The sequence below is a fragment of the Priestia sp. GS2 genome (assembly GCF_036409025.1).
Classification (GTDB): domain Bacteria; phylum Bacillota; class Bacilli; order Bacillales; family Bacillaceae_H; genus Priestia; species Priestia aryabhattai_A.
Window position 1 is genome coordinate 3,345,875 of record NZ_JAZGJX010000001.1, and the last position, 22,951, is coordinate 3,368,825.

Here is a 22,951-nt window from a genome sequence, read left to right on the forward strand (position 1 = left end):
AACTTAATATAGTAACACAACTGCCTTAACGCGTAGTTATATTACTTCTTTCCCTTACGCACTTTCGGCCTTAACGAATTCTAAATAATGTTTGGTTATCAATTTCTTATTGTAACGAACTAAGAAAAGCAAGTAAACCTCCTCGCTCTTAAAAACAAAAAACGTTCTTATGGAATCGTCACGTCATGTAAGTCACCAATTAATTTAATCCCTTGTTCTGCAGCTAATCGTTCCGCTAAGTATAATGTAGGTATATCTTCAGCAGGAATAATAAAGTCACTAGCAATTTCTGATAGAGGGACCATTACAAATGCTCTTTCTGTCATTCGAGGATGAGGAACGATAAGCCTAGAACTATGTATAACCTCTTCATTGTAGAGAAGAACATCCAAGTCTAACGTTCGTGGCCCCCATACAACCTCTCTTTTTCGATTTTGCTGTAGCTCAATCTCCTGCAAAACATCTAGTAACCCTAAGGGAGGAAGTTCTGTTTTAATTTCGGCTACCATATTTAAGAAAGCACTTTGGTTAGTGTAGCCAACCGGATCTGTCTCGTATACTGAAGAAAGATTTTCTAATAAAATACCTTCATGACTGTTTAGTGATTGGACAGCTTGCTTTAAATAGTTACTGCGGCTTTTAATATTAGACCCTAGGGCTATAAAAGCTCTATTGTTCATTAGCGGCTCCTTGTAATTTCGACGGCAACCGAATCATAATGACCTTGAATCGGAGGGTCGGGCTTATATACTTTTACGGTACAACTTTGAATCAGGTGGTAAGAGGATAAAACTGTTGTCGCAATAGTCTCAGCAATCGTTTCAACTAGCTTAAACGTTTCTTTCTCTACAATATTTTTACATACTTCGTAAAGCTCTGCGTAGCTTACAGTTGCCTCTAAATCATCCTCTTGACCAGCTTTTTTCAAATCTAATTCTACAGTTAAGTCTACATTAAAACGTTGACCTAACTTATTTTCTTCAGAAAAAACGCCGTGATAACCATAAAAGCGCATATTGTTTACATGAATTTTATCCATGCTCGATTACCCCTTTACCAACTAGAGCATCCATCATCTTTGTGAAGCGAGCGATCTCTTTCACATCATGTACTCTTGTCATATGAATACCTTTGGAAATACCCATTCCAATAGTGGCAGCAGTTCCTTCCACACGTTCTTTTGGAGGTAGATTAAGAACATGTCCAATTGTTGACTTTCGAGATGTAGCCAACAAAACAGGGTAACCTAGTGCTGTAAACTTATCCATATTTTGAATAACTTCAATATTTTGCTCTACCGTCTTAGCAAATCCAACCCCTGGGTCTAAGATAATGTTCTCATCTTTTACACCAGCATTTTTAACGATTTTTATGCTTTCATACAAATCCCCAATCATATCTGGAATGAGGTTTTGGTAATTTTTATTGTCTCTATTATGCATGAGGATAATAGGTACATTATAATGAGCAGCTACTTCTGCCATTTGTGGATCTGCCTTAGCTCCCCATACGTCATTGATAATATGTGCACCTGCTTCAATCGCTTGCTTTGCTACCTGAGACTTATACGTATCAATAGAGATAGGAACGTCTAGGTTCCGAGATAACTCTTTAATAACAGGAATCGTACGCTTTAATTCTTCTTCCATACTTACTTTGTCGCTTCCTGGACGTGTTGATTCACCACCAATATCAATAAGGTCTGCACCATCTATGACCATTTGTTTAGCATGCTCAACTGCTTTATCGATATGATTAAATGAACCACCATCTGAAAACGAGTCTGGGGTTACGTTTAAAATTCCCATGATTAACGTCTTTGTAGAATAATCTAACTTATGGGAACCACAATCAATAAATTGACCATTTACTACCGTTTTTGTCATCTAAGACTTCCTTTCGTACATCTTCTTTACTCCATAAATAAGAAGTATACTTCTCATATTGTCGCTGTAATGTATAGGTTAGCGTTTGTTCACCGGTTTTAAACTCTTTTTCCCCAACTTTATGGATAGCAAAAATTTCTTGAATTGAATTTGTCATAAAGATTTCTTCGCTCTCCAAAAGCTCTGATAATGTAAAGAATCCTTCTTTAACAAAAATCCCTTTGGCGCTCAAAAGCTTACATATAAATTGGCGAGTAATACCATTTAATATTCCCGTTTCAATAGCAGGAGTAAAGACGGTTTTACCTTTCACAAAGAAAAGGTTTGAAACAATACCTTCAGCTAAGAACCCTTCCTTTGTTAAGAAAATCCCTTCCTTATTCATATCGTTTCCAACTTCCCTTTTGGCTAAGATATTATTTAAATAATGATGGGATTTCAGACGTTCATTACTTTCAGGTGTATTTCTTTTTGTTTCAAGAATAACCCCCTCTTTTACAAGAGGGATTTTCTTATCAGGCATAGGCTTTACATAAACAATGAACGATGGGTGAGTGTATGCTTCTACCTGTAGTCCAATTTCACCTACACCTGCAGATACGTTTAGACGAACATACGCATTTTGAAGATTATTCTTTTGCAGCAACTCGTTAAGAATTGTAAGTACATCTTCCTTTGAATATGTCCATTCAATATTTAAAAGCGATAAGCCGCTTTGTAATCGACTCAGATGATCATCTAATAAAAATGGATGACCATTATAGATTCTCATCGTTTCAAATAAACCTAGGCCATACATATAACCATGGTCAAAAGGAGAAATAGTTGCTTTGCTTCTTTCTAAGATCTCTCCATTTACATAAATGTACAAAGGTTACACGCCCTTTTTTTGATACGTATTAATAAAATTCCCCAGCATTTCTCGACCATATGAAGTCATAATGGATTCAGGGTGAAATTGGACACCCTCAATTGGCATAGTTTTATGACGAATAGCCATAATCTCATTTTCATCTGTCCATGCTGACACCTCAAAGCAGTCAGGTAGCGATTCGGTCTCTACAATTAAAGAGTGATAGCGAGTAGCTGTAAAAGGATTATCCAACCCTTCAAAGATTGTTTTTCCATCATGGTGCATTTCGGACGTTTTACCATGCATAAGTTTATCAGCTCTAATAACATTTCCACCAAACGCTTGACCAATGGACTGATGTCCAAGACAAACCCCAAAAATCGGAATTTTACCAGCAAAATATTTAATTGCTTCCAAGCTAATACCCGCTTCGTTGGGACTACATGGTCCTGGAGAAATCATTAAAAAGTCAGGGTTAAGATTTTCAATCTCCTCAATTGTAATTTCATCATTACGCTTGACCACTAACTCATGACCTAGCTCACCTAAATACTGTACTAAATTAAATGTAAATGAATCGTAGTTATCAATCATTAAAATCATCTGTTCTCATCCTCCACTCAGCTCTTTTTCACTCTGCTCTTTTGCTTTCCACAAAGCCATAGCCTTTTTTAAAGACTCTTTGTACTCATATTTAGGGTTCGAGTCAATAACAACACCAGCTCCCGCTTGTACATGTACTTGACTATCTTGGACGACCATTGTGCGAATTGCGATGTTAATTTCCATCTCACCATTATAGCCTATCCAACCAATTGATCCCGTATAGATACCTCTTCGAACAGGCTCTAGTTCTTCAATAATTTCCATTGTACGAACCTTTGGTGCACCTGTAATGGTTCCTCCTGGAAATACGGCGTCTACTACATCTACAAAATCTTTATTCTCAGCAATTTCACCTTTGACATTTGATACGATGTGCATAACATGGGAGTATTTTTCAATCACCATAAATTCATCTACACAAACAGTCCCATACTTACTTACTCTACCTAAGTCATTTCTCTCTAAATCAACGAGCATCACGTGCTCAGCACGCTCTTTTTCATTTTCAATTAACTCTTTAGCCAGTGCATTGTCTTCTTCATTTGTCTTTCCTCTAGACCTTGTTCCTGCGATTGGCCTCGTGCTGAGCTCAACTCCCGACTTTTTAACTAACAACTCTGGTGAGCAGCTCACTAAATGAAACTCATCCGTTTGCATATACGACATGTATGGAGAAGGATTAATCTTTCGGACCTGTTCGTAAATATGCATTGGATGTGTATTAAGAGGCTGTGACTGTCTTACAGATAAGTTAACTTGAAATACATCACCTTGTCCAATGTATTCTTTTATCTTTTCAACAGCCACACCAAACTCTTCCTCTGACATTGACAAAGTTGTTTGCGTATTAACGCTCTCCACCTTTTCATAAGCAGGGGTATAATTTGTTTTAGCCAACCATTGATTTTTATATGAAGTTAAACGAGCTTTAGCATGTTCTTCATCTGTGTGGTTCACTATTATCCATAGCTCTTCTTTATGGTGGTCATATACAAAGACATCATCAAAAATTAAAAAATAAATATCAGGCATCTTTAACGGATCATCTGCTATTGTTGGTACATGTTCTACGTACCTCACGTAATCATAGCTGATATAACCAATGGCCCCACCTTGAAATGGAGGCAGTTCTTTACGTTGAGATGTTTGGTACTTCTTCATCCATTTACGCATCAAGTGCAGTGGATTACCCTTTTCAACACTTCGTCTTTCTTGCTCTATAATATGAAGCTCGTTAGACTCTCCTCGTAGAATAGCGATAGGGTTAAGGCCCATAATATGAAAGTTACCGCCTCGCCCACTCTCCAACAATATGTGATGCGGCTCATCTACAGATAATTCTTGATACTTACTAAACCATTTATCCTTCGGAATCGAAATCGATTCACCCCATGTCATTCGTTGCTGCATTTGCTCACTCTCCTAAAATGAATCACCTATCTTTATTTTACATGATTTTTGAAAGTTATTCACTAGATGAAAAAAACTACCCCTTTAAGCCACAAAATTACTGTGGCTTAAAGGGGTAGCTAAATAAAAACGATTTATCGTAGCTTATCAAGACTGACCTTGTGTTTGCTCCTCAAATTGGAATAATGGTGTGCTTAAATAGCGCTCACCATTACTTGGAATAATGGCTAACACTTTCTTACCTTTTCCTAATTCTTTTGCTACTTTTAATGCTGCAAAAATTGCTGCACCTGAAGAAATTCCGACTAATACACCTTCAGTTTTAGCTACTTTTCGAGCATAGTCAAATGCTTCTTCATTTTTCACAGGAATGATATGGTCATATAGGTCTGTATTTAACACACCTGGTATAAAGTTAGCACCAATTCCTTGAATTTTATGAGGCCCTGGCTGACCACCACTTAAAATTGGTGAGTCTGCTGGTTCTACAGCATAAAGTTTGATCTCTGGGTAAGCTTCTTTCAATACTTCTCCAGCACCTGTAATCGTTCCCCCTGTTCCAATCCCAGCTACAAAAGCATCAAGTTGGTCACCAAATTGTTCAACGATTTCTTTACCTGTTGTTTTACGGTGCACTTCAGGGTTTGCTTCATTTTGGAACTGTTGAGGAATAAAATAACCATGTTCTTTCGCTAATTCAGAAGCCTTATTAACAGCTCCTTTCATTCCTTCAGGTCCTGGTGTTAAGACTAACTCCGCTCCATATGCACGAAGTAGGTTACGACGTTCAATACTCATTGTTTCAGGCATTGTTAAAATCGCACGGTATCCTTTTGCTGCTGCAACCATCGCTAAACCGATACCTGTGTTACCGCTTGTAGGTTCAATAATTGTGTCGCCAGGCTTTAAAACACCTTTAGCTTCCGCATCTTCAATCATTGCTAACGCAATACGATCTTTCACGCTGCTTCCTGGGTTCATAAACTCTAACTTTAAGTATACATCTGCCATATCTTCTTCAACTAAACGATTTAATTTAACAATTGGTGTTTGACCAATTAATTCCGTAATTGAATTTGCTACGCGTGCCATATCTCCACTCCTAATCCCGAGTAATTTTATTGAATTTGTATAAAATTTATCAGTTATTTTCTAAATTGTCAATCATTTTGTTTTGTGACAATGACTTTTTTTTCTATTTTTCTAGACCATTATATCCTTACTGTATCACTTTCAGACCAAACTTCAAAAGAAAAAGACACCGGCTGTATGCGATGTCTTTTTCAAAGGATTATATAGCTTCTTCTTTCATTTCTTTAAGTTCTTCAGCAGGGAAGTGATACATTTCATTGCAGAAGTGACACTGTGCTTCAGCTTTGCCATCTTCATCAATCATTGATTGAATTTCATCTTTTCCTAAGCTGATAATTGCATTGCCAATGCGCTCTTTAGAACATTGACATTTGAATTGAACAGGCATGGTTTCAAGAATTTTCAGGTTATCTTTTCCTAGAACTTCTTCTAAAATCTCTTCTGGTGTTAATCCACGTTGGATAAGTTTAGAGATTGGTTCAATGGTTTGTAAACGCTGTTCAATTGCTGAGATTGTTGCTTCATCTGTTCCTGGTAACAGCTGAATAATAAAACCACCTGCAGCTAAAATTGAATTATCTGGGTTTACTAAAACACCAACACCCACTGATGAAGGAACTTGTTCAGATGTTACAAAATAATAGGTAAAATCTTCTCCTAATTCACCTGATACAATCGGTACTTGACCATTAAATTGATCTCTCATACCAACGTCTTTTACTACGCTAAGCGTACCTCCCGTACCTACTGCACGAGCAACATCTAGCTTACCATGTTTGTTTAGGTCAAAGTGCGTTTGTGGGTTTGTAACATAACCACGAACTTCCCCTTTGGCATTGCTATCTACCAAGATTGCGCCAATTGGTCCTCCACCTTCAACCTTTATAGTTAACTTTTGTTCTCCCTTTAACATTGCGCCCATCATTACACCAGCACTCATCGTACGACCTAATGCTGCTGAAGCTGTTGGCCACGTATAATGGCGACGCTGCGCTTCGCCTACTGCTTCCGTTGTTTTCACAGCGTAGGCACGAACTTGATTATTATATGCTAAAGCTTTGACTAAGTAGTCACTCATAATAATACTAACTCCTCTTATTCCATATTTTTCGTATAGATAATCTGTAGACCTTTTAATGTTAAAAACGGATCTACAATGTCAATAATATCTGACTCTTTTGCGATTAATGTTGCTAAACCACCTGTTGCAATTACTTTAGGGTTTACGTTTGATTGCTCTTTCATTCGTGTAACAATACCTTCAACTTGCCCAACATATCCATATAAAATTCCTGCTTGCATCGCAGAAACTGTATTTTTGCCTACAATGCTATTCGGCCTAGCAATTTCAATTCTTGGAAGCTTAGATGCTCTAGAATACAGCGCTTCCGTAGAGATGTTAATACCAGGTGCGATAGCTCCTCCCATATACTGCTTATCTTCGTCAATATAACAGTAAGTTGTTGCTGTTCCAAAATCGACAATAATTAGTGGGCTGCCATAAAGCTTAATACCTGCTACTGCATTGACGATACGGTCTGCTCCAACCTCTCTTGGGTTTTCATATTTAATATTTAAACCTGTTTTAATACCAGGGCCTACTATAAGCGGCTTTAAATGAAAATATTTTTGGCACATACGTTCCAATGCAAACATAATTGGTGGTACTACAGAGGAGATAATAATACCATGAATATCTCTAAAAGATAAACCAACGTGCTCAAGGAGTGCCTTAATTGTCATTCCGTATTCATCTTCTGTCTTATTACGACTCGTTTCAATGCGCCAATGATATTTTAGTTCATCACCATCATATACTCCTAATACAGTATTCGTATTTCCAACATCTAATACAAAAATCATGTTAATCACCACTTCGCCTTTAATCAATATTTACACTGAAACCATCATACCATAACTAAGAAAAAGGGGTGTACAGTAAAAGAAGCTTTTCCTTTTTCTTACTAATATTCATATAGAAACAAAAAAAAGTAAGATGCTCATAGGAGCATCTTACTTTTTTATTCTTTAGGCTCTTCTTCTTGATCTGGCTTTGATTGAATGTTTACTTTTACATCTTCATCACTGCTTTTTGGAGAACGATCTGGAAGCGTGCCATGATCAACCAAGTGCTTGATTTGCTCAGCATCTAATGTTTCAACTTTTAATAACGTTTGAGCAACAAGTTCTAACTTATCACGATTTTCAGTTAGGATTTGTCTTGCACGCTCGTAGCTATCTTTAATGAACTGTTGAATTTCTAAATCAATTTGATGAGCAATTGCGTCACTATAGTTTTGTTCATTTTGGATGTCACGTCCTAAGAACACTTGGCCACCTTGTGACTGACCAAACTGCATTGGACCTAACTTATCGCTCATACCGTATTCAGTAACCATACGTCTTGCGATACTTGTTGCACGTTGGAAGTCATTATGTGCACCTGTACTTACTTCGCCAAAGATTAATTCCTCAGCTACACGTCCACCTAATAAACCAACGATCTTATCTAAAAGCTCTGGTTTTGTCATGAAATAGCGATCTTCTTTCGGAAGCATTACAGCATAACCGCCTGCTTGCCCACGTGGAACAATCGTTACTTTATGTACCATATCCGCTTCATCTAATACAACACCAATAATTGTGTGACCAGCTTCGTGGTACGCGACAATATTGCGTTCTTTTTTAGAAATAACGCGACTCTTTTTAGCTGGTCCCGCAATTACGCGGTCCGTTGCTTCATCGATATCACTCATATCAATTTTTTTCTTATCTTGTCGTGCAGCTACTAAAGCAGCTTCGTTTAACAAGTTTTCTAAGTCGGCTCCTGAGAAACCTGGTGTACGCATCGCAATAGCATTTAGATTCACATTTTCATCTAAAGGTTTGTTGCGGGCATGTACTTTTAATACCGCTTCACGACCATTTACATCTGGACGATCTACAGTAATCTGACGATCAAAACGTCCTGGACGTAATAAAGCTGGATCTAAAATATCAGGGCGGTTTGTTGCTGCAATGATAATGATTCCTTCATTAGCACCAAAGCCATCCATTTCAACAAGCAATTGGTTTAGAGTTTGTTCACGTTCATCGTGACCTCCACCTAGACCAGCACCACGTTGACGACCTACAGCATCAATTTCATCGATGAAGATAATACAAGGTGCATTTTTCTTTGCGTTTTCAAACAAGTCACGCACACGTGATGCACCAACACCAACAAACATTTCAACAAAGTCTGAACCACTGATTGAGAAGAAAGGCACGCCTGCTTCACCAGCTACAGCTCTCGCTAATAATGTTTTACCCGTTCCTGGAGGGCCTACAAGAAGCACACCTTTTGGAATTCGAGCCCCTAAGTCGGCAAATTTACGAGGGTCTTTCAAGAACTCTACAACCTCAACAAGTTCTTGCTTCTCTTCGTCTGCACCTGCAACATCTTTGAACTTAACTTTCTTCTTTTCTTCACTGTAAAGCTTCGCTTTACTTTTACCAAAGTTCATTACACGGCTACCGCCACCTTGAGCTTGGTTTAGTAAGAAGAAGAAGAGAATGAAGATAATGACAAAAGGTATAATTGATGTAAAGAATGTTACCCAACCACTTGTTTCATCTGCTGGGTCAACCTTTACCTGAATTTCCTTACTATTTGCAGCGGCATTAATACGCTCTAACGCTTGATCACCATCTACAATGTAAGTTTGGAATTTCTGATCCTCATTATAAGATTCTAATTTCCCTTGTACAACATAAACCCCACGTTCAGGCTTCAATGTTAATGATTCAATATCTCCACTTTCCAAGTGTCCTACAAATGTGTCATATCGCATTGCTTCAGTCTTTTGGTTGGAACCACTGAAGAAACTGACCACGCCAATAATGACTAAAAATATAAGTAAATAAAAGATGGTATTACGGAAGATCCGATTCATTTCTTACCTCCTCCCACGATAAACAAATACTGTATTCAATAGTACCATAGAACCTATATCCTATCCAACAAATTGCATTTGCAAATATGCTGATTAGTTACTATACACTTCTGGTTTTAGCACGCCAATGTAAGGTAGGTTACGATACTTTTCCTGATAATCTAACCCATACCCTACTACGAAAGCATCTGGAACTTCAAAGCCAACGTAATCTGCTTTAATATCCGCTTTACGCCCAGTTGGTTTGTCTAATAGTGTTACGATTCTAATTGATTTTGCTTTGCGATACTTAAATAACTCTACTAAATAGCTTAGCGTTAATCCACTATCAATAATATCTTCTAAAATTAAGATGTCTCGACCTTCTACAGAAGTATCTAAATCCTTTAAGATTTTTACTTCACCAGAAGAAACCATTTCTTTACCATAGCTTGATACATCCATAAAGTCCATTTCTAAATATGTATCGATGCGTTTAATTAGGTCAGACATAAAAGGCATGGCACCTTTTAATACACCAATTACTAAAGGAAAGCGATCTTGATACTCTTCAGTGAGTAGTTGTCCTAAATCCTTTACCTTTGCCTGTATTTCTTCCTCTGAAATTAGAATTTCTTTAATATCATGCTTCATTCCTTGCTTGCCTCCTAGAAGTTTTCCCTACTTATAGTATAAAATAACATATCTTAACTTATGAGTGTGTAATTCATAAGCAGATTTTTTTAATTTTGGCAGCCATAAAATTGTACCATTACTATCTTCTACAATAGGCCACGCATTTCTTTTCTCTAAAGGCACTTTTTCATCAATAAAGATATCCTTTACCTTTTTATGCCCCTTCATGCCTTTTAATTGAATTTTATCTCCTGGTTTTCGCGTTCGAACCCGAATCGGAAACCTAACCTTACTATCATCTACTAAAAAGATGTCAGCGTCTTGCTTATCATATTCTCCATTATGTATGCTAGCAGTAAGGGAATGACCATTCGGCAGCTGAATAACCCCTGGAATGGGAATATCATATTCATATGCTGGAATAGACTGCGTAAATTCAAAAGTGAACATACAGTCGTCATACGAACGAGAAATTGTCAGCTTATTTGGAAAGTGAAGCACACCAGAAGGTTTATCAGCTTCTAAAAACCTCAATAAATTATTAATATGAACTGAGGAAAGATCTGAAGGGATTTTTTTATAGAGATAGTTTAATATTAGTTGAATCCCACGCCTTTGTAAAGGTTTGCTTATATTAAGGAAAGACCCTCGACTCATTAAAAGATACCCTTGTCTTTGCTGTTTAATTACCTTATTCATTTCTTGTGTTGTTAATTCCTCTAAATAGACTTGATCTTCATATAAGTTTTCACTAAAAGCCTGAAATTTTTCATGTATATCGTGATATTCATCCTTTAAAAAAGGTAATATATATTGCCTAATGCGATTACGAGTATATGTATCCTTCTCGTTAGTAGGGTCTATTCTAGGATTTAAGTTAAATTTCCTGCAATATAATAAAATTTGTTCTTTTGTAACAGATAAAAAAGGGCGAACGAGAGACCCTGTGGCATAAGGACGCTTTACCTCCATACCTCCATACCCTTTCATCGTACTACCTCGCGCTAACCTCATAAGTATGGTTTCTACTTGATCATCTCCGTGATGAGCTAAAGCTAGTACCTCTGCACCGTACTTATTCATCATTTCTTCAAAGAACGTATATCGACATTCTCTAGCTGCTACTTGAGCAGATACTTTGTTCTTTTTTTGATAAGCTGTTACATCGATACTAACACCTTCAAAAGTAATACCTGCATCTCTGCAATAAGCTTGCACGTATTCTAAGTCACGTCTAGACTCTTCTCCTCGAAACATATGGTCAACGTGCAGCGCCACTAGGTGTAAATTTCTGTGCATCTGCTCCTTATGTAAAAAATGAAGCAATGCTAAGGAGTCTGGACCTCCAGAAACACCAACTAAGACCGTTGCATTAGTTGGTAAAAGGTTATGTTTATCAATAAATTCTGTTGTTTCCCTTTCCATTATCCTGTTCATCCTTACGTGATTAAGACTAGTTACCACTATTCCCTTCTCATTTTACGGATATTCCATTAAAAAGTTTCACATTTATAGTACTTGAATGAAAAGATATAACAAATACATAAACATGACGGATGCTCCTAATAAAACAGTTTCTAGGAAATGTGTACGCTTCTTCTTTACTTTAACACGCTTTGGACTATGCTGACGAACCTTTTGATTACCTACAGATGTAACTGATTCACCGCCCTTGGTTCCTTCAATCAGATCTTGCTTCATCTCATGAGCTGTACGATAGTTGCCATGAACCGCTTTATACAAAGTAGAACGATGTGCTAACAGAGCGTTATGTGTTTTTAATAATTTCTTTAGTTGTTCATTAGGTTTATCGGTTTTATTTAAACGTTCGCCGATTAATAATTCGATTATAATCATGGCCATAGCAAACAAGTCATATGTTGGCTCAGCTTTTCGAGAGCCAAACCCCCAATATGCTCGATCATAGTAATCTGTAAACTCTTTGATAGCTCTCCCTTGCATTGTCGTTCCACCTACATCGATTAAACGAACCTTGACAGGCTGGTCACTTACAACCAAGTTCTCAGGCTTTAAGTCTCCAAAGACCCATCCTTCCTTGTGTAGTTCATGTAAGTCGCCTAATAGCTGTATTGCCAGTACATTTACCCATTCCTTGCCTCTTTTCGCAATGAAAGCTTTTAACGATGTTCCCTTTACATATTCCATTACATAAAAAGAGAGTGCTTGATTACGATAAATCCAGTCGTCTACATCGAATAAGAAAGGTCCAACAGACTTGCCATGGACCTTTGAGAAGTTACGTAATACATTTACCTCAGCCGTTACAGAGTTGTTATCAAAGCTTAACTTTAACGCTGCCATTTCTCCATTTGGCGAGTGAACCAAATAGACAACTCCGGTTGCACCTATGCCTAGTTGCTTTACGATGGTGTAATGATTATGATGCCACTTCCCTGTTAGTTTTGTACCAGCTGTTAAGTTACATACCAGATTCTTCATTGTAGTGTTCATCACTTCTTAACATCCCCCTTAAGGAACGTTTCTTCTGAACAAAGTGGTTTGTTGCCTCTTTAATCGCTGGGCCCGTAGGTGTAATGCCACCAGCTGTTAACTTCGGAAATATAGTAGATAATGATTCTAGCTTTGGGTTCCAATCCATAAGTTTTTCAACATCTTTCTTTTTCCCTGGAAATAAAAATACTGAAAATTGATTGTATCCAATTCTAGCATTGAGACTGAGAGATAAATCTAATAATGCTTCTTTAACAGTTGGAAGTTTTGATTTCATGCTTCCACTCATATCAACTAAAATGAGAATCTCTAAATCAACTGTTTCACCTAGCTCATCGACAACTTCCATAATTTCTCCACGCTTTTCCGGAGGTAAATCTTCCATCTTTGAAGCTGATGCGCCTAATATTTGTTGAAGCTCTTTATTTACTACACCTTGCAACGTTTGAGTCATTGCTTGTCTTGTAACCATCTGAACGGTTTGAGAGAGTTGCTTTACATAGACGATTTGGCTAACCCCTCCACCTGACATAGCTATACCTTCAATTTCATTTTGACTTTGTTCATCAATCACGTCTTCTTCCATAACGCCAATAACATTTACACTGATACCCTGTTCCTTAGCTAATGCTGCCATTGCAATTGGATCTTCTCCCGTGTTAGAGCCTCCATCTGTAATAACCAACATTTGCTTTAACGTTCCTTTTTTCATAAATAAAATCCCCTCCTCATTATCAGTATTAACATGATAGACGAGGAAGGGATAATTTATACTCTATAATCTACTGTGCTTTTTTGCGATACGCATAGGTTGGAATTGAAGACCATTTTGGCGTATTATGCTTCAGTTTAGCAACCACCACGGTCATATCATCTTCAATTAAACCAGACCGTGTTCGAATGACTTCTTCCATAATTAAGTCTGCAATTTCCTGTGGATCATCGGTTTGTAATTCTCCAATTTTACGCTTCATCCACATCTCATAATTTTCAACATGTCTTGGACCTTCAAACACTCCATCACTCATCATAATGAGTAAGTCCTGTGCTTTCATTTGCTCACTCACAACGTCTACTTCAAACTCTTCGATAATTCCCATTGGTAAATTACTTGCTTGTACCTTTATTACTTTGTCACCACGCTTAATAAAGCTTGGTGTCGAGCCGATTTTCAAAAAGTTTACGTTTGCATCTTGTAAATCAATCATTGCCAAGTCAAGTGTCGAAAAAATTTCATCACTCGTTCGTAATGAAAGAATAGAGTTAATAGATTTTATTGCTATAGTCTCTTCAATGCCTGTTTGTAAGATTTGTTTAAGGAGCTGTAGTGTTTCACTGCTCTCATAATGAGCTCTTTCACCGTTTCCCATACCATCGCTAATTGCTAATGCATATTTACCAGCATTTAATTCAATCATTGAATAGCTATCTCCTGAAACAAATCCTCCTCCTTTTGCCGCATGAGCTACCCCTGTATCTACAACATAAGCTTTTGTTGAACCAAAAGAAACGTGACAATAACCTTGAGGATATTTTGCACAGTCTTCATTTTTCACCACAATACTTTCACCAAGTATATCTGTAAGCATTGGCGCAATTATCTTTTCACATTCTCCTCTGCCATGACAGTACGGAACCCACATTTCTACATCTACATTACCAGGCTCTAAACTATAAATTTCAATTTGATTAATCTCCATGCCAAAGCTTCTCAATGCTTCAACAATCTGTTCTTCTTGGACATTTAAATTTTCTCTTTCTCTTTTAATTTCTTGCGCGAAATTATTCATAACCTGAGAAACTCCATGTAGCTGCTCAGCTACAATCCGACGACTTTCATGAATTTGAGATTTTAACTGCTGGTTGGCTTTAAAGTAAGTCAGCTCATGTTCAATGACGTCGATTACTTTTTTCGACTTTACACAATGCTTATCCATTTCTCTGACTAGCTTGGGATTTCTCTCTAGCGAGTTGTTATCAATTTCTAGCATAATTTCTTTCATATATTCATAGGTTGTATCAAACTGCTGTGCCCAACATTGCTCTTTTTTGAAACAGAATTGACACGTCCTCTCCGTTACGCTACTGAGGAAATAGTCTATTTCTTTTTCTTCATTTCGCTTTTCCTCATAAAAGCCATTTTGAGTAAAGCTATCGGATAAAGCTTGAAATACATTTGAGAATTGTTCCACTCGATTTGCGGTCACATCTCTTACTTTTCGAATATATTGCTGTTGTTCCATCATGTTTTCCGATGTACCTGGAACGAGTTTACTTAAATTTTTCAAAAGGAATGTCGGCGTTAATAGAAATAAAGCAACAGCAATAAGCGACTCATATAAATTAGTTGAAAGTGCCTGTTCGGCTTGTGAATAGAGGCCAATTAAAAGAGATCCAACAATCAACCCCAGAGATGCACCAATTTTTTTGCCATCTTTTAATAACCCTCCTAACAAGCCTGAAAAAGCTAGTAAACTCATTTCATATAAACTCGTTACGTTAGCAAAGCTTAAAATTAATCCCGTTACTACACCCACAGTAGCTCCAATTGTTGGACCTGACACAAAAGCAAAAATCAATACTAAATAACGTGATAACACGTGCTCTGCTGATAAACCGTACATAACCCAACCAATAGTTCCTGTCATGACAGATGCTAAAAGGATAATGAGAGAAATAACCTCTTCTGTCTTAAGAGACTGTTTTCGCTTCCGATATGAAATAAGAGGTACACTTTGTAGAAAAATCATTGTTAGGATAAAACTTAAGCCCGCTTCCACAGCTATAAATGCAAAGTCATACATTGTAACTCCTTGTGAAAACAAGTAGAAAATCCCTAACTTCGTTAAAAACATAGAAATAAACACGGTAAATGGTAACTTTTTAAGAGGATCGATGGTTATAAAACCACTAAAGCGATGAAGAAGTAAAAATACGAATAGGGAACAGAAGACAACCCCACCGTTTTGTAAGGATAGACTAAATGCTCCAGCCAAAATGGCTAAGCCTGCAAGAGCTGCCTTATCTTTTTTAATAGCAAGTACAGCCGCAAAGAAAGGTAATGCAAACGGCATAATTTCCATTAAAATTAAAGCTCGTCCTAATAAAAATCCTACTGCTAATAAGATTAACCCCCACTGGAACAATACCTTTTCCGTTTTCAAACTCGTTTTCGTAAAAATGCGTGACATTTCTAACCTAGTACGATTAAAAACAGCTTCAGTTGCTGGACCGGCAAAATTCCGCTCAGTTTTTTGCATTTTTCCACCACCCGCTAATTATACTTATAAGCTATTATATCCAGAAAGAAGTTAAGATTTTGTCAAATCGACTCTCTCTAGTACAAGAATCGTTCGACGACTTTCTAGTTGGAGAGCGAAAACTATACAAAAAAATATATAATATTACATTGCAGCTTAAAAAAATTTAGAAGTTATGCTCTAAACTAGTATTTTCTTGTACTAATTTATTTAAATTGATTAGGTTTATTATTTATATTTTTTGGTTTCCCATTATTTTTAAAAATGTTATTGACAAGCAATGGAGATTTTTATATTATTATACATGTCTTTTATAAAGAATTTATGGCGGTGTAGCTCAGCTGGCTAGAGCGTACGGTTCATACCCGTGAGGTCGGGGGTTCGATCCCCTCCGCCGCTACTTATTATAAAGGCCCGTTGGTCAAGTGGTTAAGACACCGCCCTTTCACGGCGGTAACACGGGTTCGAATCCCGTACGGGTCATCCAAAAACATGTACATCATTGTACATGTTTTTTATATGCAAAAAAAGCACCTTCAATGAAGGTGCTTTTTAGAACTCGCTATCTATATCGTGATAAGCAGCAAGTTAGCCGCGTTTCGCGCCGCGTCCGCCACGTTTTGATTCTGTATGGCGTTTTAGGGAAGATAAACGTTCTTCACTATCTTTTAAGAAACGATTCATTTTTTGTTCAAACGTTTCTTTTGAACGGAAGTCATTACCACCACCGCGATTATTACGCTGTGGGCGATGTGAGTCACGAGGTCTGTCAGAACGTGGTGCACGCGCTGGTCTCTCTGGTCGCTCTGGACGTTCTGGTCTCTCTGGACGATCTACAGCCTTCTTAATTGAAAGGCCAATCTTTCCATCTTTCTCTACGTTAATAACCTTTACTTCAACTTCATCGCCGACTTTTAAATGGTCGTTAATGTCTTTTACATAGTTATCAGCTACTTCACTAATATGAACTAAGCCTGTTGTTCCCCCTGGAAGCTCAACAAAAGCTCCAAAGTTTGTAATACCTGTTACCTTTCCCTGTAACTTGCTGCCTACTTCAATTGACATAAAAAAAATGCTCCTCCTTAAAATGATAAAAGAAATCAATTTACTCTATTATACAAAAAGCGAAAATATGCTGTCAACGCACCGTGAATTTAGTCTTTTTTGATGTTAAAGATAATCTCACCGTCTTCTGATAAGAAGTAATCTCTTCTCGCAATTTTTTTAATATACTCATCATCATTTAACTTAACAATTTCAGACTCAAGCTGCTTTTCTTTGCTTTCAAGTTTTGTTAATTGTTGTTCTAACTTTTCTTTTTCAGCTTTTTTATTTTCAATAGCTGATGCTTGAGTAATCAACGTTGTAACGATACCTACACCAATAAGCAGAGCTAAAACACCAAAGAAAGTTAGACGTCTAATTAAGCCAATGCGCTTTCGATCTGTTTGTTTTTTAAGACTTTGTTGTTGTTGACTATATTCTGTATTTAACTTTGTTACATTTTTCTTACGTTCAGCACTCATTAACCTAGTCGTCCTCCTTATTTTTAAAAGTGTTTAACCATGATACAGCCCTCATTATGGTATTCTTTACACGTTGAAAAACTCCTTCTAGATACGTAAAACACCTCTGTAAAAATCGTCTTACAGATTTAGGCATAATTCTCCAAAACACCAAGAATATCCACCTTATTGGTAGAAAAATCACCTTTAGTATAAATGAAACAAGGCTATATCCAAAGCGATAACATAATAAGCCTAAAGCAATTATACACCTTAACAGCATTCGAGCAGGCTTGACCAATATAATAATAAGAATCGTTAGTAAGGCTCGATAAACGGCTAATACACTTGAAACAATAAATTTTAAAGCCTTTAAATAAATAGATTGGATTAAGCTTTGATAAGCTGCAAATCCACATAATAAGGCAAGAAATGCATAAAACCTTAACTCACCTTCATTAACTAAAAATAACACGTAAAAGATGAGTAATGCTTGAACTACCCAAAACAGTAAGTCGCTAATAAAGACAAACCACCTTACTGTTTGAGCCCGATTTACAAAGTAGCGATATGTATCCAGTGATGCTCCAATACATCCACCCATCGAAATCATTGCAAGCATAGTATAGAATTGTATATTAAGGCTCATCGAAACAACTTACTAAAGAATCCTTTAGCTTTCTCCGATTGGTTCTCATCTAAGTAAACTATATCAAAGATTTTTCCTTTTATCGATACAATTCCTTTTTCAACATCCAAATTTTTCATCTGAAGGTTTTGACCTCGTACAGATAAAAATCCCATCACAGTTTCCAGTAAAAATTCTTCATTGTCAAAACTCTCTACTTGCTTGACTCCGGTAATATCTAAGAGGCGTCTCCCCTTCATTACTAAATCATGATTTGGAGTTTGATCTTTATTTGCACTGCCCATTTCGTAAAATTGACTCATCTTCATCCCCACCTCATTATTAAGCTCTTCATTACGTTTGGTTTAAACATATGAAGTGAGAATGAAGTTTAGAACAAGCTCACAGATGTCCTAATTGTTTTATGAGTTTGTTACTTTTTCTTCTTTTACTAAAGAGTATAAATTTGCAGCTTCTTCTTTCTTAGCGTTTTCTTGAAGAGTTTCTACTTTTACTGTCACAATCTTTGTCCCAAATTGAATGGCTAACTCATCACCTACTTTTACGTTTGAGCTTGCTTTTGCAACGATCCCATTAATAGAAATTCTTCCTTTGTCTGAAATCTCTTTTGCTAACGTACGACGTTTAATTAGACGAGATACCTTTAAGAACTTATCTAATCTCATAATTCCCTCACCTTTCGTTATTACAAACCTATTTTTTTCGCTTCATTCCAAAATTGATCTAGCTCTTCTAAAGTAAAGTTTGCAAATGAATGACCAGATTTCTTTACCTGCTCTTCAATATAGCGAAAGCGCGCACCAAATTTTTCATTTGTTTTAGCTACTGCGGTTTCCGGATCAATTTTATAGTAGCGAGCTACGTTTACTAACGCAAATAAAAGATCCCCAAACTCATTACTCATTTCTTCCAGATTCTCTGCCTGCACTTCTTCTTCAAATTCCTGAAGCTCTTCTTTTACTTTATCCCACATCGGCTCAATCGTTTCCCAATCGAATCCAACTTTAGCAGCTGCCTTTTGATATTTATATGCTCTCATTAAGCTAGGCATAGCAGAAGGCACAGCATCTAATAATGAAGCTGGCTCTTCCCCTTTTTCTTGCTTTTTAATTTCATCCCAGTTTTGGAGAACCTCTTCTTCATTATCTGCTCTTACATCGCTAAACACATGTGGGTGACGTCTAACCATTTTTTCTGCTACGGTAGAAATTACATCCTCAATGGTAAACATCCCTTCATCTTCACCAATTTGAGCATGTAGCATTACTTGTAGCAGAACATCTCCTAGCTCTTCAACAATATGATCGTCATCCTGTTGATCGATAGCATCTAGCAGTTCATAAGCCTCTTCGATTAAATAACGCTTTAATGATTCATGCGTTTGTTTTTTATCCCATGGACACCCATTTGGTCCCCTCAGCACTGCGATAATACGGCGAAGCTCTTCGAATTGATGATATAACAAGGTCGAATCTTTTACAGGTGGAACATAAATCGTTGTTAAATTATTGAGCTCCATCCCATGGTCAAGCTCATAAAGTTTAACCTTTTGAATATGCTCATCTGAGCTACCTGCTGCTGTTACAATATATACTTCATATTCATCTGGTAGCTGTTCCATTAACGTAAGTTTTACATCAGAAGCTACAAACTGATCATATACTTGTCCGATTAAGATATGCTGCTGTAACCTTATTTCATCTCGTTGAAGCGCAGTACCATCTAAAAGTTGAAATCCTTCAATCGGGTCAATTTTCAACGAGGTAAAGATAGGGTCTAGAAAGCTTTGACCGCCTTTTACATCCACCTCTACCCCTTCTCTATTTTGTAATAATAGTTGAACTGTTCGCTCAGCAACTAGTGGATGCCCAGGAACAGCATAAAGAATTTCTCCATTCTTAGACTGTTCTAACAGTTGTTTTGTAATGCTCTCGTATACATCATCGAATGTATCAAAGGATTCATAAACATTATCAAAGGATTGATATACAAAACCCTCCTCTTCTAACGCTTTAACAACTGGGTGTTCTTTTGTTCGTAAAAATACGTTGTTTTTTTGTTGTAACAAGCGATAAATTCCTACTGGAAGCTGATTAAGGTCTCCTGCACCCAAACCAACAATGGTTATTTTATTAGCCATGGAATCCTCCTTCATACTCTACTTAAACTATAAAATGTACTTTATAATTGACTTCCCTAGCGGAACGTCTCTTAATTCACTTTTTGTAAAAGTATTGCTCTTAATAATCAAAACCAAATAAAAAATCCCGCCAAATACAACACCTAACAGTGCTATACCGACATTTAGCGCTCTACTCGAATGTGCATCTAGTATACCATTCATTGTCCATAAATACCCTCTTAATACCATCAGCATTAAGAGACCGACTGCTATAATCTTTATTGCATGACGAATAAGCTTATTTTTTTGGCCAAGTGCTCTATACAAAAATACGCTGTTCATAACGGTAATAATTAAAAAGCTAACAGCAGACGAAATCGCGGCACCTTCTGTATACATAATAGGCACAAGCCACATATTAAGCAAAATTTTAATAACGACACCGATGCAAATGGCGTATACAGGTGCTTTCATTCGACCAACCCCTTGCAGTACAGCAGCTATAGTAGCGGAAATCGTCGTAAAAATGACGAGCATACTTAAAATTTGAAGCACCTGTGAACCTTCCATGTTTCCGTATAACATATGGTTAATAGGTTCCATTAAGCCTGCTAGTCCACAAGATGCACCAACACCAACAACCAACGAAAGCTTAATTGAAACGTTAACCTTACTTTTTACGAATGCCCAATCATTTTGAGTGATAGCTGAAGATATAACCGGAACAAGTGAAAGTGAAAATGCCGTTCCAACAACCGTTCCAAGCTGAATTAAAGGAACACCTCGATCATAGACACCTTTCATTCCCTTAGCTTTTTCAGCATCAATTCCGCTTGTAAGGAGAGAAGGATATAAGGTAAAGGAATCAATAAGTTGAATTAACAGCAGCCCCATCCCGCTAATACAAATGATGATTCCTTGAATGGCTATTTTTTTAAAAATTGGAGATGCTCCAGCAAACGTTTGTTTTGAGAAGCCCCATGTATTAACTATACGATTTCGAAATAAAAAGAAAATGAGTACCATTAACGAAAAAGTAATACCTACAACTGAACCAAAAATTGCTCCTGCACCTACTATATAAGGATTGTAGTTGTTTTTAACGAGTACAAAAGCTAACAGCAAAATTGTGGCTACGCGAATCGTTTGTTCTGATACCTGGGAAACAGCTGTTGGGAGCATTTCATTTAACCCCTGATAGTACCCTCGAATACTCGCTACAAATGGAACAAATAGAAAAGAAAATGAAATAATTTGAATTAATAGCGTTAACTGTTTATCTCCCATTAAAGTCGCAATATTTTCTGCGAACCCATACTGCAAACCAAAAAGCACAAAACTTAAAATGCTCAAAAACAAAAAGCTAACTTGAATAACTTGGATGGCTTGATTCCTTTGATTGTTTGCCATATATTCTGAGACCAGCTTTGAAATAATGACGGGAAACCCGTACGTACTAATTTGCAGAATAATTCCATATAAAGGATATACCTGTTGATAAATATAAAAGCCAACATCACCTGCAATATGATGATATGGAATGCGATAACTAGCACTTAGTATCTTTGTAAAAAGACCAGCTAAAGTTAAGATAACAGCGCCATTTAATAACACTAAAACATTTGATTTCTTCTGCATCGTGACACCTTTCGTATTATACCAATTCTTTATGATGACCTTGCAATATCAACCGCTAAAGGGATATGCAGTTAAGCTGGTATTGTAAGACTTTTATATTATAGCACGTTCTCATTACATGCTCTTTATGTGTTTTACAGAAAAAACCACATAGAAAAAAGACAGCGGTTCTGCTGTCTTTTCGTAAATAAATTAAAATAACATTGATTAGATCTATCGCTTATTGCTCCATTTGACGAGATAAGAAACCTGCAGCCGTTTCAGCTGCTTTATGCTCTACTTCACCAAGCGATTTCTCTTTTGAAAAGAGAATTACCGCTCCAATCGGGTCCCCATTCGCAATAATTGGACCAATTGTATAAGATGAAATTGCTTCTTCATGCCCATCAACGAACTCTAAGCTCTTGCCTTCTGTCACTAACGTTGAACTTCTGCTTTCCATTGTAGACTCAACTAGAGAGCTGATGTTTTTATTTAAGTACTCTTTTTTTGAAATACCTGCAATAGCAATAAATGTATCGCGATCACAAATTAATACTGGATGACCTAGGCTATCGTAAAGAGCTTCACCATATTCTTTAGCAAAATCACTTAACTCACTGATTGGTGAATACTTTTTCAAAATGACTTCTCCATCACGATCAACAAAAATCTCTAATGGATCACCTTCACGAATACGGAGCGTTCTTCGAATTTCCTTTGGAATTACGACACGCCCTAAATCATCAATACGACGAACAATACCTGTTGCTTTCATTGGTTAAAGCCTCTCTTTCATCTGATGATTAAAAATATTGGATGAATGCGTGGAATAATTTATTAATCATTCACCCGTGTTGAGGTTAGTATTCGTTACTATGCAACTTCTATTCACCAACCATCTCTTTTTTTGTTAAAAAGTTCCCTTT

General features: G+C 36.9%; 23 protein-coding genes and 2 tRNA genes. 2 read left to right on the top strand and 23 right to left on the bottom strand.

Annotated elements, in window-relative coordinates:
• Positions 1 to 167: 167 nt before the first annotated feature.
• The 15 genes from folK to spoIIE all read right to left on the bottom strand — a co-directional run bounded on the left by folK (position 168) and on the right by spoIIE (position 16,129).
• The gene (gene folK / locus V2145_RS17040) at positions 168 to 680 is read right to left on the bottom strand and encodes a 2-amino-4-hydroxy-6-hydroxymethyldihydropteridine diphosphokinase (RefSeq protein WP_330988024.1); all 513 of its coding nucleotides are present in this window, start codon (positions 678 to 680) and stop codon (positions 168 to 170) included.
• Positions 680 to 1,039 (bottom strand): dihydroneopterin aldolase, encoded by a 360-nt coding sequence (folB, locus tag V2145_RS17045; protein WP_131888605.1) that lies wholly within the window; start codon positions 1,037 to 1,039, stop codon positions 680 to 682. The genes folK and folB overlap by 1 nt, the downstream gene beginning before the upstream one ends.
• A complete protein-coding gene (folP, locus tag V2145_RS17050) occupies positions 1,032 to 1,886 on the bottom strand; it encodes a dihydropteroate synthase (RefSeq protein WP_330988025.1) in 855 nt (284 codons plus the stop codon). Before folP ends, folB begins: the two co-directional genes overlap by 8 nt.
• Positions 1,852 to 2,757 carry an aminodeoxychorismate lyase gene (gene pabC, locus V2145_RS17055; protein ID WP_330988026.1) on the bottom strand — a complete coding sequence of 302 codons (906 nt, stop codon included), beginning with the start codon at positions 2,755 to 2,757 and terminating at the stop codon, positions 1,852 to 1,854. Before pabC ends, folP begins: the two co-directional genes overlap by 35 nt.
• 3 nt (positions 2,758 to 2,760) lie before the next feature.
• Complete coding sequence (gene pabA / locus V2145_RS17060; protein ID WP_094913106.1) at positions 2,761 to 3,342, bottom strand: aminodeoxychorismate/anthranilate synthase component II; 582 nt, start codon at positions 3,340 to 3,342, stop codon at positions 2,761 to 2,763.
• A gap of 6 nt (positions 3,343 to 3,348) precedes the next feature.
• Positions 3,349 to 4,755, bottom strand: a complete 1,407-nt coding sequence (locus V2145_RS17065) for an anthranilate synthase component I family protein (protein ID WP_330988027.1) — start codon at positions 4,753 to 4,755, stop codon at positions 3,349 to 3,351.
• Between the two features lie 147 nt (positions 4,756 to 4,902).
• Positions 4,903 to 5,847 carry a cysteine synthase A gene (cysK, locus tag V2145_RS17070; protein ID WP_094913108.1) on the bottom strand — a complete coding sequence of 315 codons (945 nt, stop codon included), beginning with the start codon at positions 5,845 to 5,847 and terminating at the stop codon, positions 4,903 to 4,905.
• 199 nt (positions 5,848 to 6,046) lie between these two features.
• Positions 6,047 to 6,925: an Hsp33 family molecular chaperone HslO gene (hslO, locus tag V2145_RS17075; RefSeq protein WP_094913109.1), complete on the bottom strand. Its 879-nt coding sequence runs from the start codon at positions 6,923 to 6,925 to the stop codon at positions 6,047 to 6,049.
• 17 nt (positions 6,926 to 6,942) lie between these two features.
• Entirely contained in the window at positions 6,943 to 7,710 is a 768-nt protein-coding gene (locus tag V2145_RS17080; protein ID WP_094913110.1) for a type III pantothenate kinase, read from the bottom strand.
• 158 nt (positions 7,711 to 7,868) lie between these two features.
• Complete coding sequence (gene ftsH, locus V2145_RS17085; RefSeq protein ID WP_094913111.1) at positions 7,869 to 9,782, bottom strand: ATP-dependent zinc metalloprotease FtsH; 1,914 nt, start codon at positions 9,780 to 9,782, stop codon at positions 7,869 to 7,871.
• A gap of 93 nt (positions 9,783 to 9,875) precedes the next feature.
• Positions 9,876 to 10,415: a hypoxanthine phosphoribosyltransferase gene (gene hpt / locus V2145_RS17090; protein ID WP_094913112.1), complete on the bottom strand. Its 540-nt coding sequence runs from the start codon at positions 10,413 to 10,415 to the stop codon at positions 9,876 to 9,878.
• Positions 10,416 to 10,442: 27 nt separating this feature from the next.
• Positions 10,443 to 11,822 (bottom strand): tRNA lysidine(34) synthetase TilS, encoded by a 1,380-nt coding sequence (gene tilS / locus V2145_RS17095; RefSeq protein ID WP_094913113.1) that lies wholly within the window; start codon positions 11,820 to 11,822, stop codon positions 10,443 to 10,445.
• An 84-nt stretch (positions 11,823 to 11,906) separates the two neighbouring features.
• On the bottom strand, positions 11,907 to 12,869 hold the full coding sequence (locus tag V2145_RS17100; RefSeq protein ID WP_094913114.1) for a serine/threonine protein kinase: 963 nt from the start codon (positions 12,867 to 12,869) through the stop codon (positions 11,907 to 11,909).
• A complete protein-coding gene (locus V2145_RS17105; protein WP_094913115.1) occupies positions 12,838 to 13,581 on the bottom strand; it encodes a vWA domain-containing protein in 744 nt (247 codons plus the stop codon). Before V2145_RS17105 ends, V2145_RS17100 begins: the two co-directional genes overlap by 32 nt.
• Positions 13,582 to 13,651: 70 nt before the next feature.
• The gene (gene spoIIE / locus V2145_RS17110) at positions 13,652 to 16,129 is read right to left on the bottom strand and encodes a stage II sporulation protein E (RefSeq protein WP_131888601.1); all 2,478 of its coding nucleotides are present in this window, start codon (positions 16,127 to 16,129) and stop codon (positions 13,652 to 13,654) included.
• A gap of 326 nt (positions 16,130 to 16,455) precedes the next feature.
• Between spoIIE and V2145_RS17115 the strand changes: the two genes are divergently transcribed.
• Both V2145_RS17115 and V2145_RS17120 read left to right on the top strand, forming a co-directional pair.
• Positions 16,456 to 16,529 (top strand) — tRNA-Met (locus V2145_RS17115).
• Positions 16,530 to 16,540: 11 nt separating this feature from the next.
• Positions 16,541 to 16,612, top strand: a tRNA-Glu gene (locus tag V2145_RS17120).
• A 105-nt stretch (positions 16,613 to 16,717) separates the two neighbouring features.
• Here V2145_RS17120 and V2145_RS17125 read toward each other — a convergent pair.
• From V2145_RS17125 to spoVT, 8 genes are all read right to left on the bottom strand, one after another.
• Positions 16,718 to 17,194 (bottom strand): S1 domain-containing RNA-binding protein, encoded by a 477-nt coding sequence (locus V2145_RS17125; protein ID WP_094913117.1) that lies wholly within the window; start codon positions 17,192 to 17,194, stop codon positions 16,718 to 16,720.
• 89 nt (positions 17,195 to 17,283) lie between these two features.
• Positions 17,284 to 17,655 carry an FtsB family cell division protein gene (locus tag V2145_RS17130; protein WP_094913118.1) on the bottom strand — a complete coding sequence of 124 codons (372 nt, stop codon included), beginning with the start codon at positions 17,653 to 17,655 and terminating at the stop codon, positions 17,284 to 17,286.
• Between the two features lie 4 nt (positions 17,656 to 17,659).
• On the bottom strand, positions 17,660 to 18,283 hold the full coding sequence (yabQ, locus tag V2145_RS17135; RefSeq protein WP_094913119.1) for a spore cortex biosynthesis protein YabQ: 624 nt from the start codon (positions 18,281 to 18,283) through the stop codon (positions 17,660 to 17,662).
• Entirely contained in the window at positions 18,280 to 18,585 is a 306-nt protein-coding gene (gene yabP, locus V2145_RS17140) for a sporulation protein YabP (protein ID WP_025909835.1), read from the bottom strand. Before yabP ends, yabQ begins: the two co-directional genes overlap by 4 nt.
• 99 nt (positions 18,586 to 18,684) lie before the next feature.
• On the bottom strand, positions 18,685 to 18,948 hold the full coding sequence (locus V2145_RS17145) for an RNA-binding S4 domain-containing protein (RefSeq protein ID WP_094913120.1): 264 nt from the start codon (positions 18,946 to 18,948) through the stop codon (positions 18,685 to 18,687).
• Positions 18,949 to 18,968: 20 nt separating this feature from the next.
• On the bottom strand, positions 18,969 to 20,423 hold the full coding sequence (gene mazG, locus V2145_RS17150) for a nucleoside triphosphate pyrophosphohydrolase (protein WP_094913121.1): 1,455 nt from the start codon (positions 20,421 to 20,423) through the stop codon (positions 18,969 to 18,971).
• 27 nt (positions 20,424 to 20,450) lie between these two features.
• On the bottom strand, positions 20,451 to 22,043 hold the full coding sequence (locus V2145_RS17155; RefSeq protein WP_094913122.1) for a putative polysaccharide biosynthesis protein: 1,593 nt from the start codon (positions 22,041 to 22,043) through the stop codon (positions 20,451 to 20,453).
• A gap of 220 nt (positions 22,044 to 22,263) precedes the next feature.
• Positions 22,264 to 22,800: a stage V sporulation protein T gene (gene spoVT, locus V2145_RS17160; protein WP_094913123.1), complete on the bottom strand. Its 537-nt coding sequence runs from the start codon at positions 22,798 to 22,800 to the stop codon at positions 22,264 to 22,266.
• Positions 22,801 to 22,951: the final 151 nt, after the last annotated feature.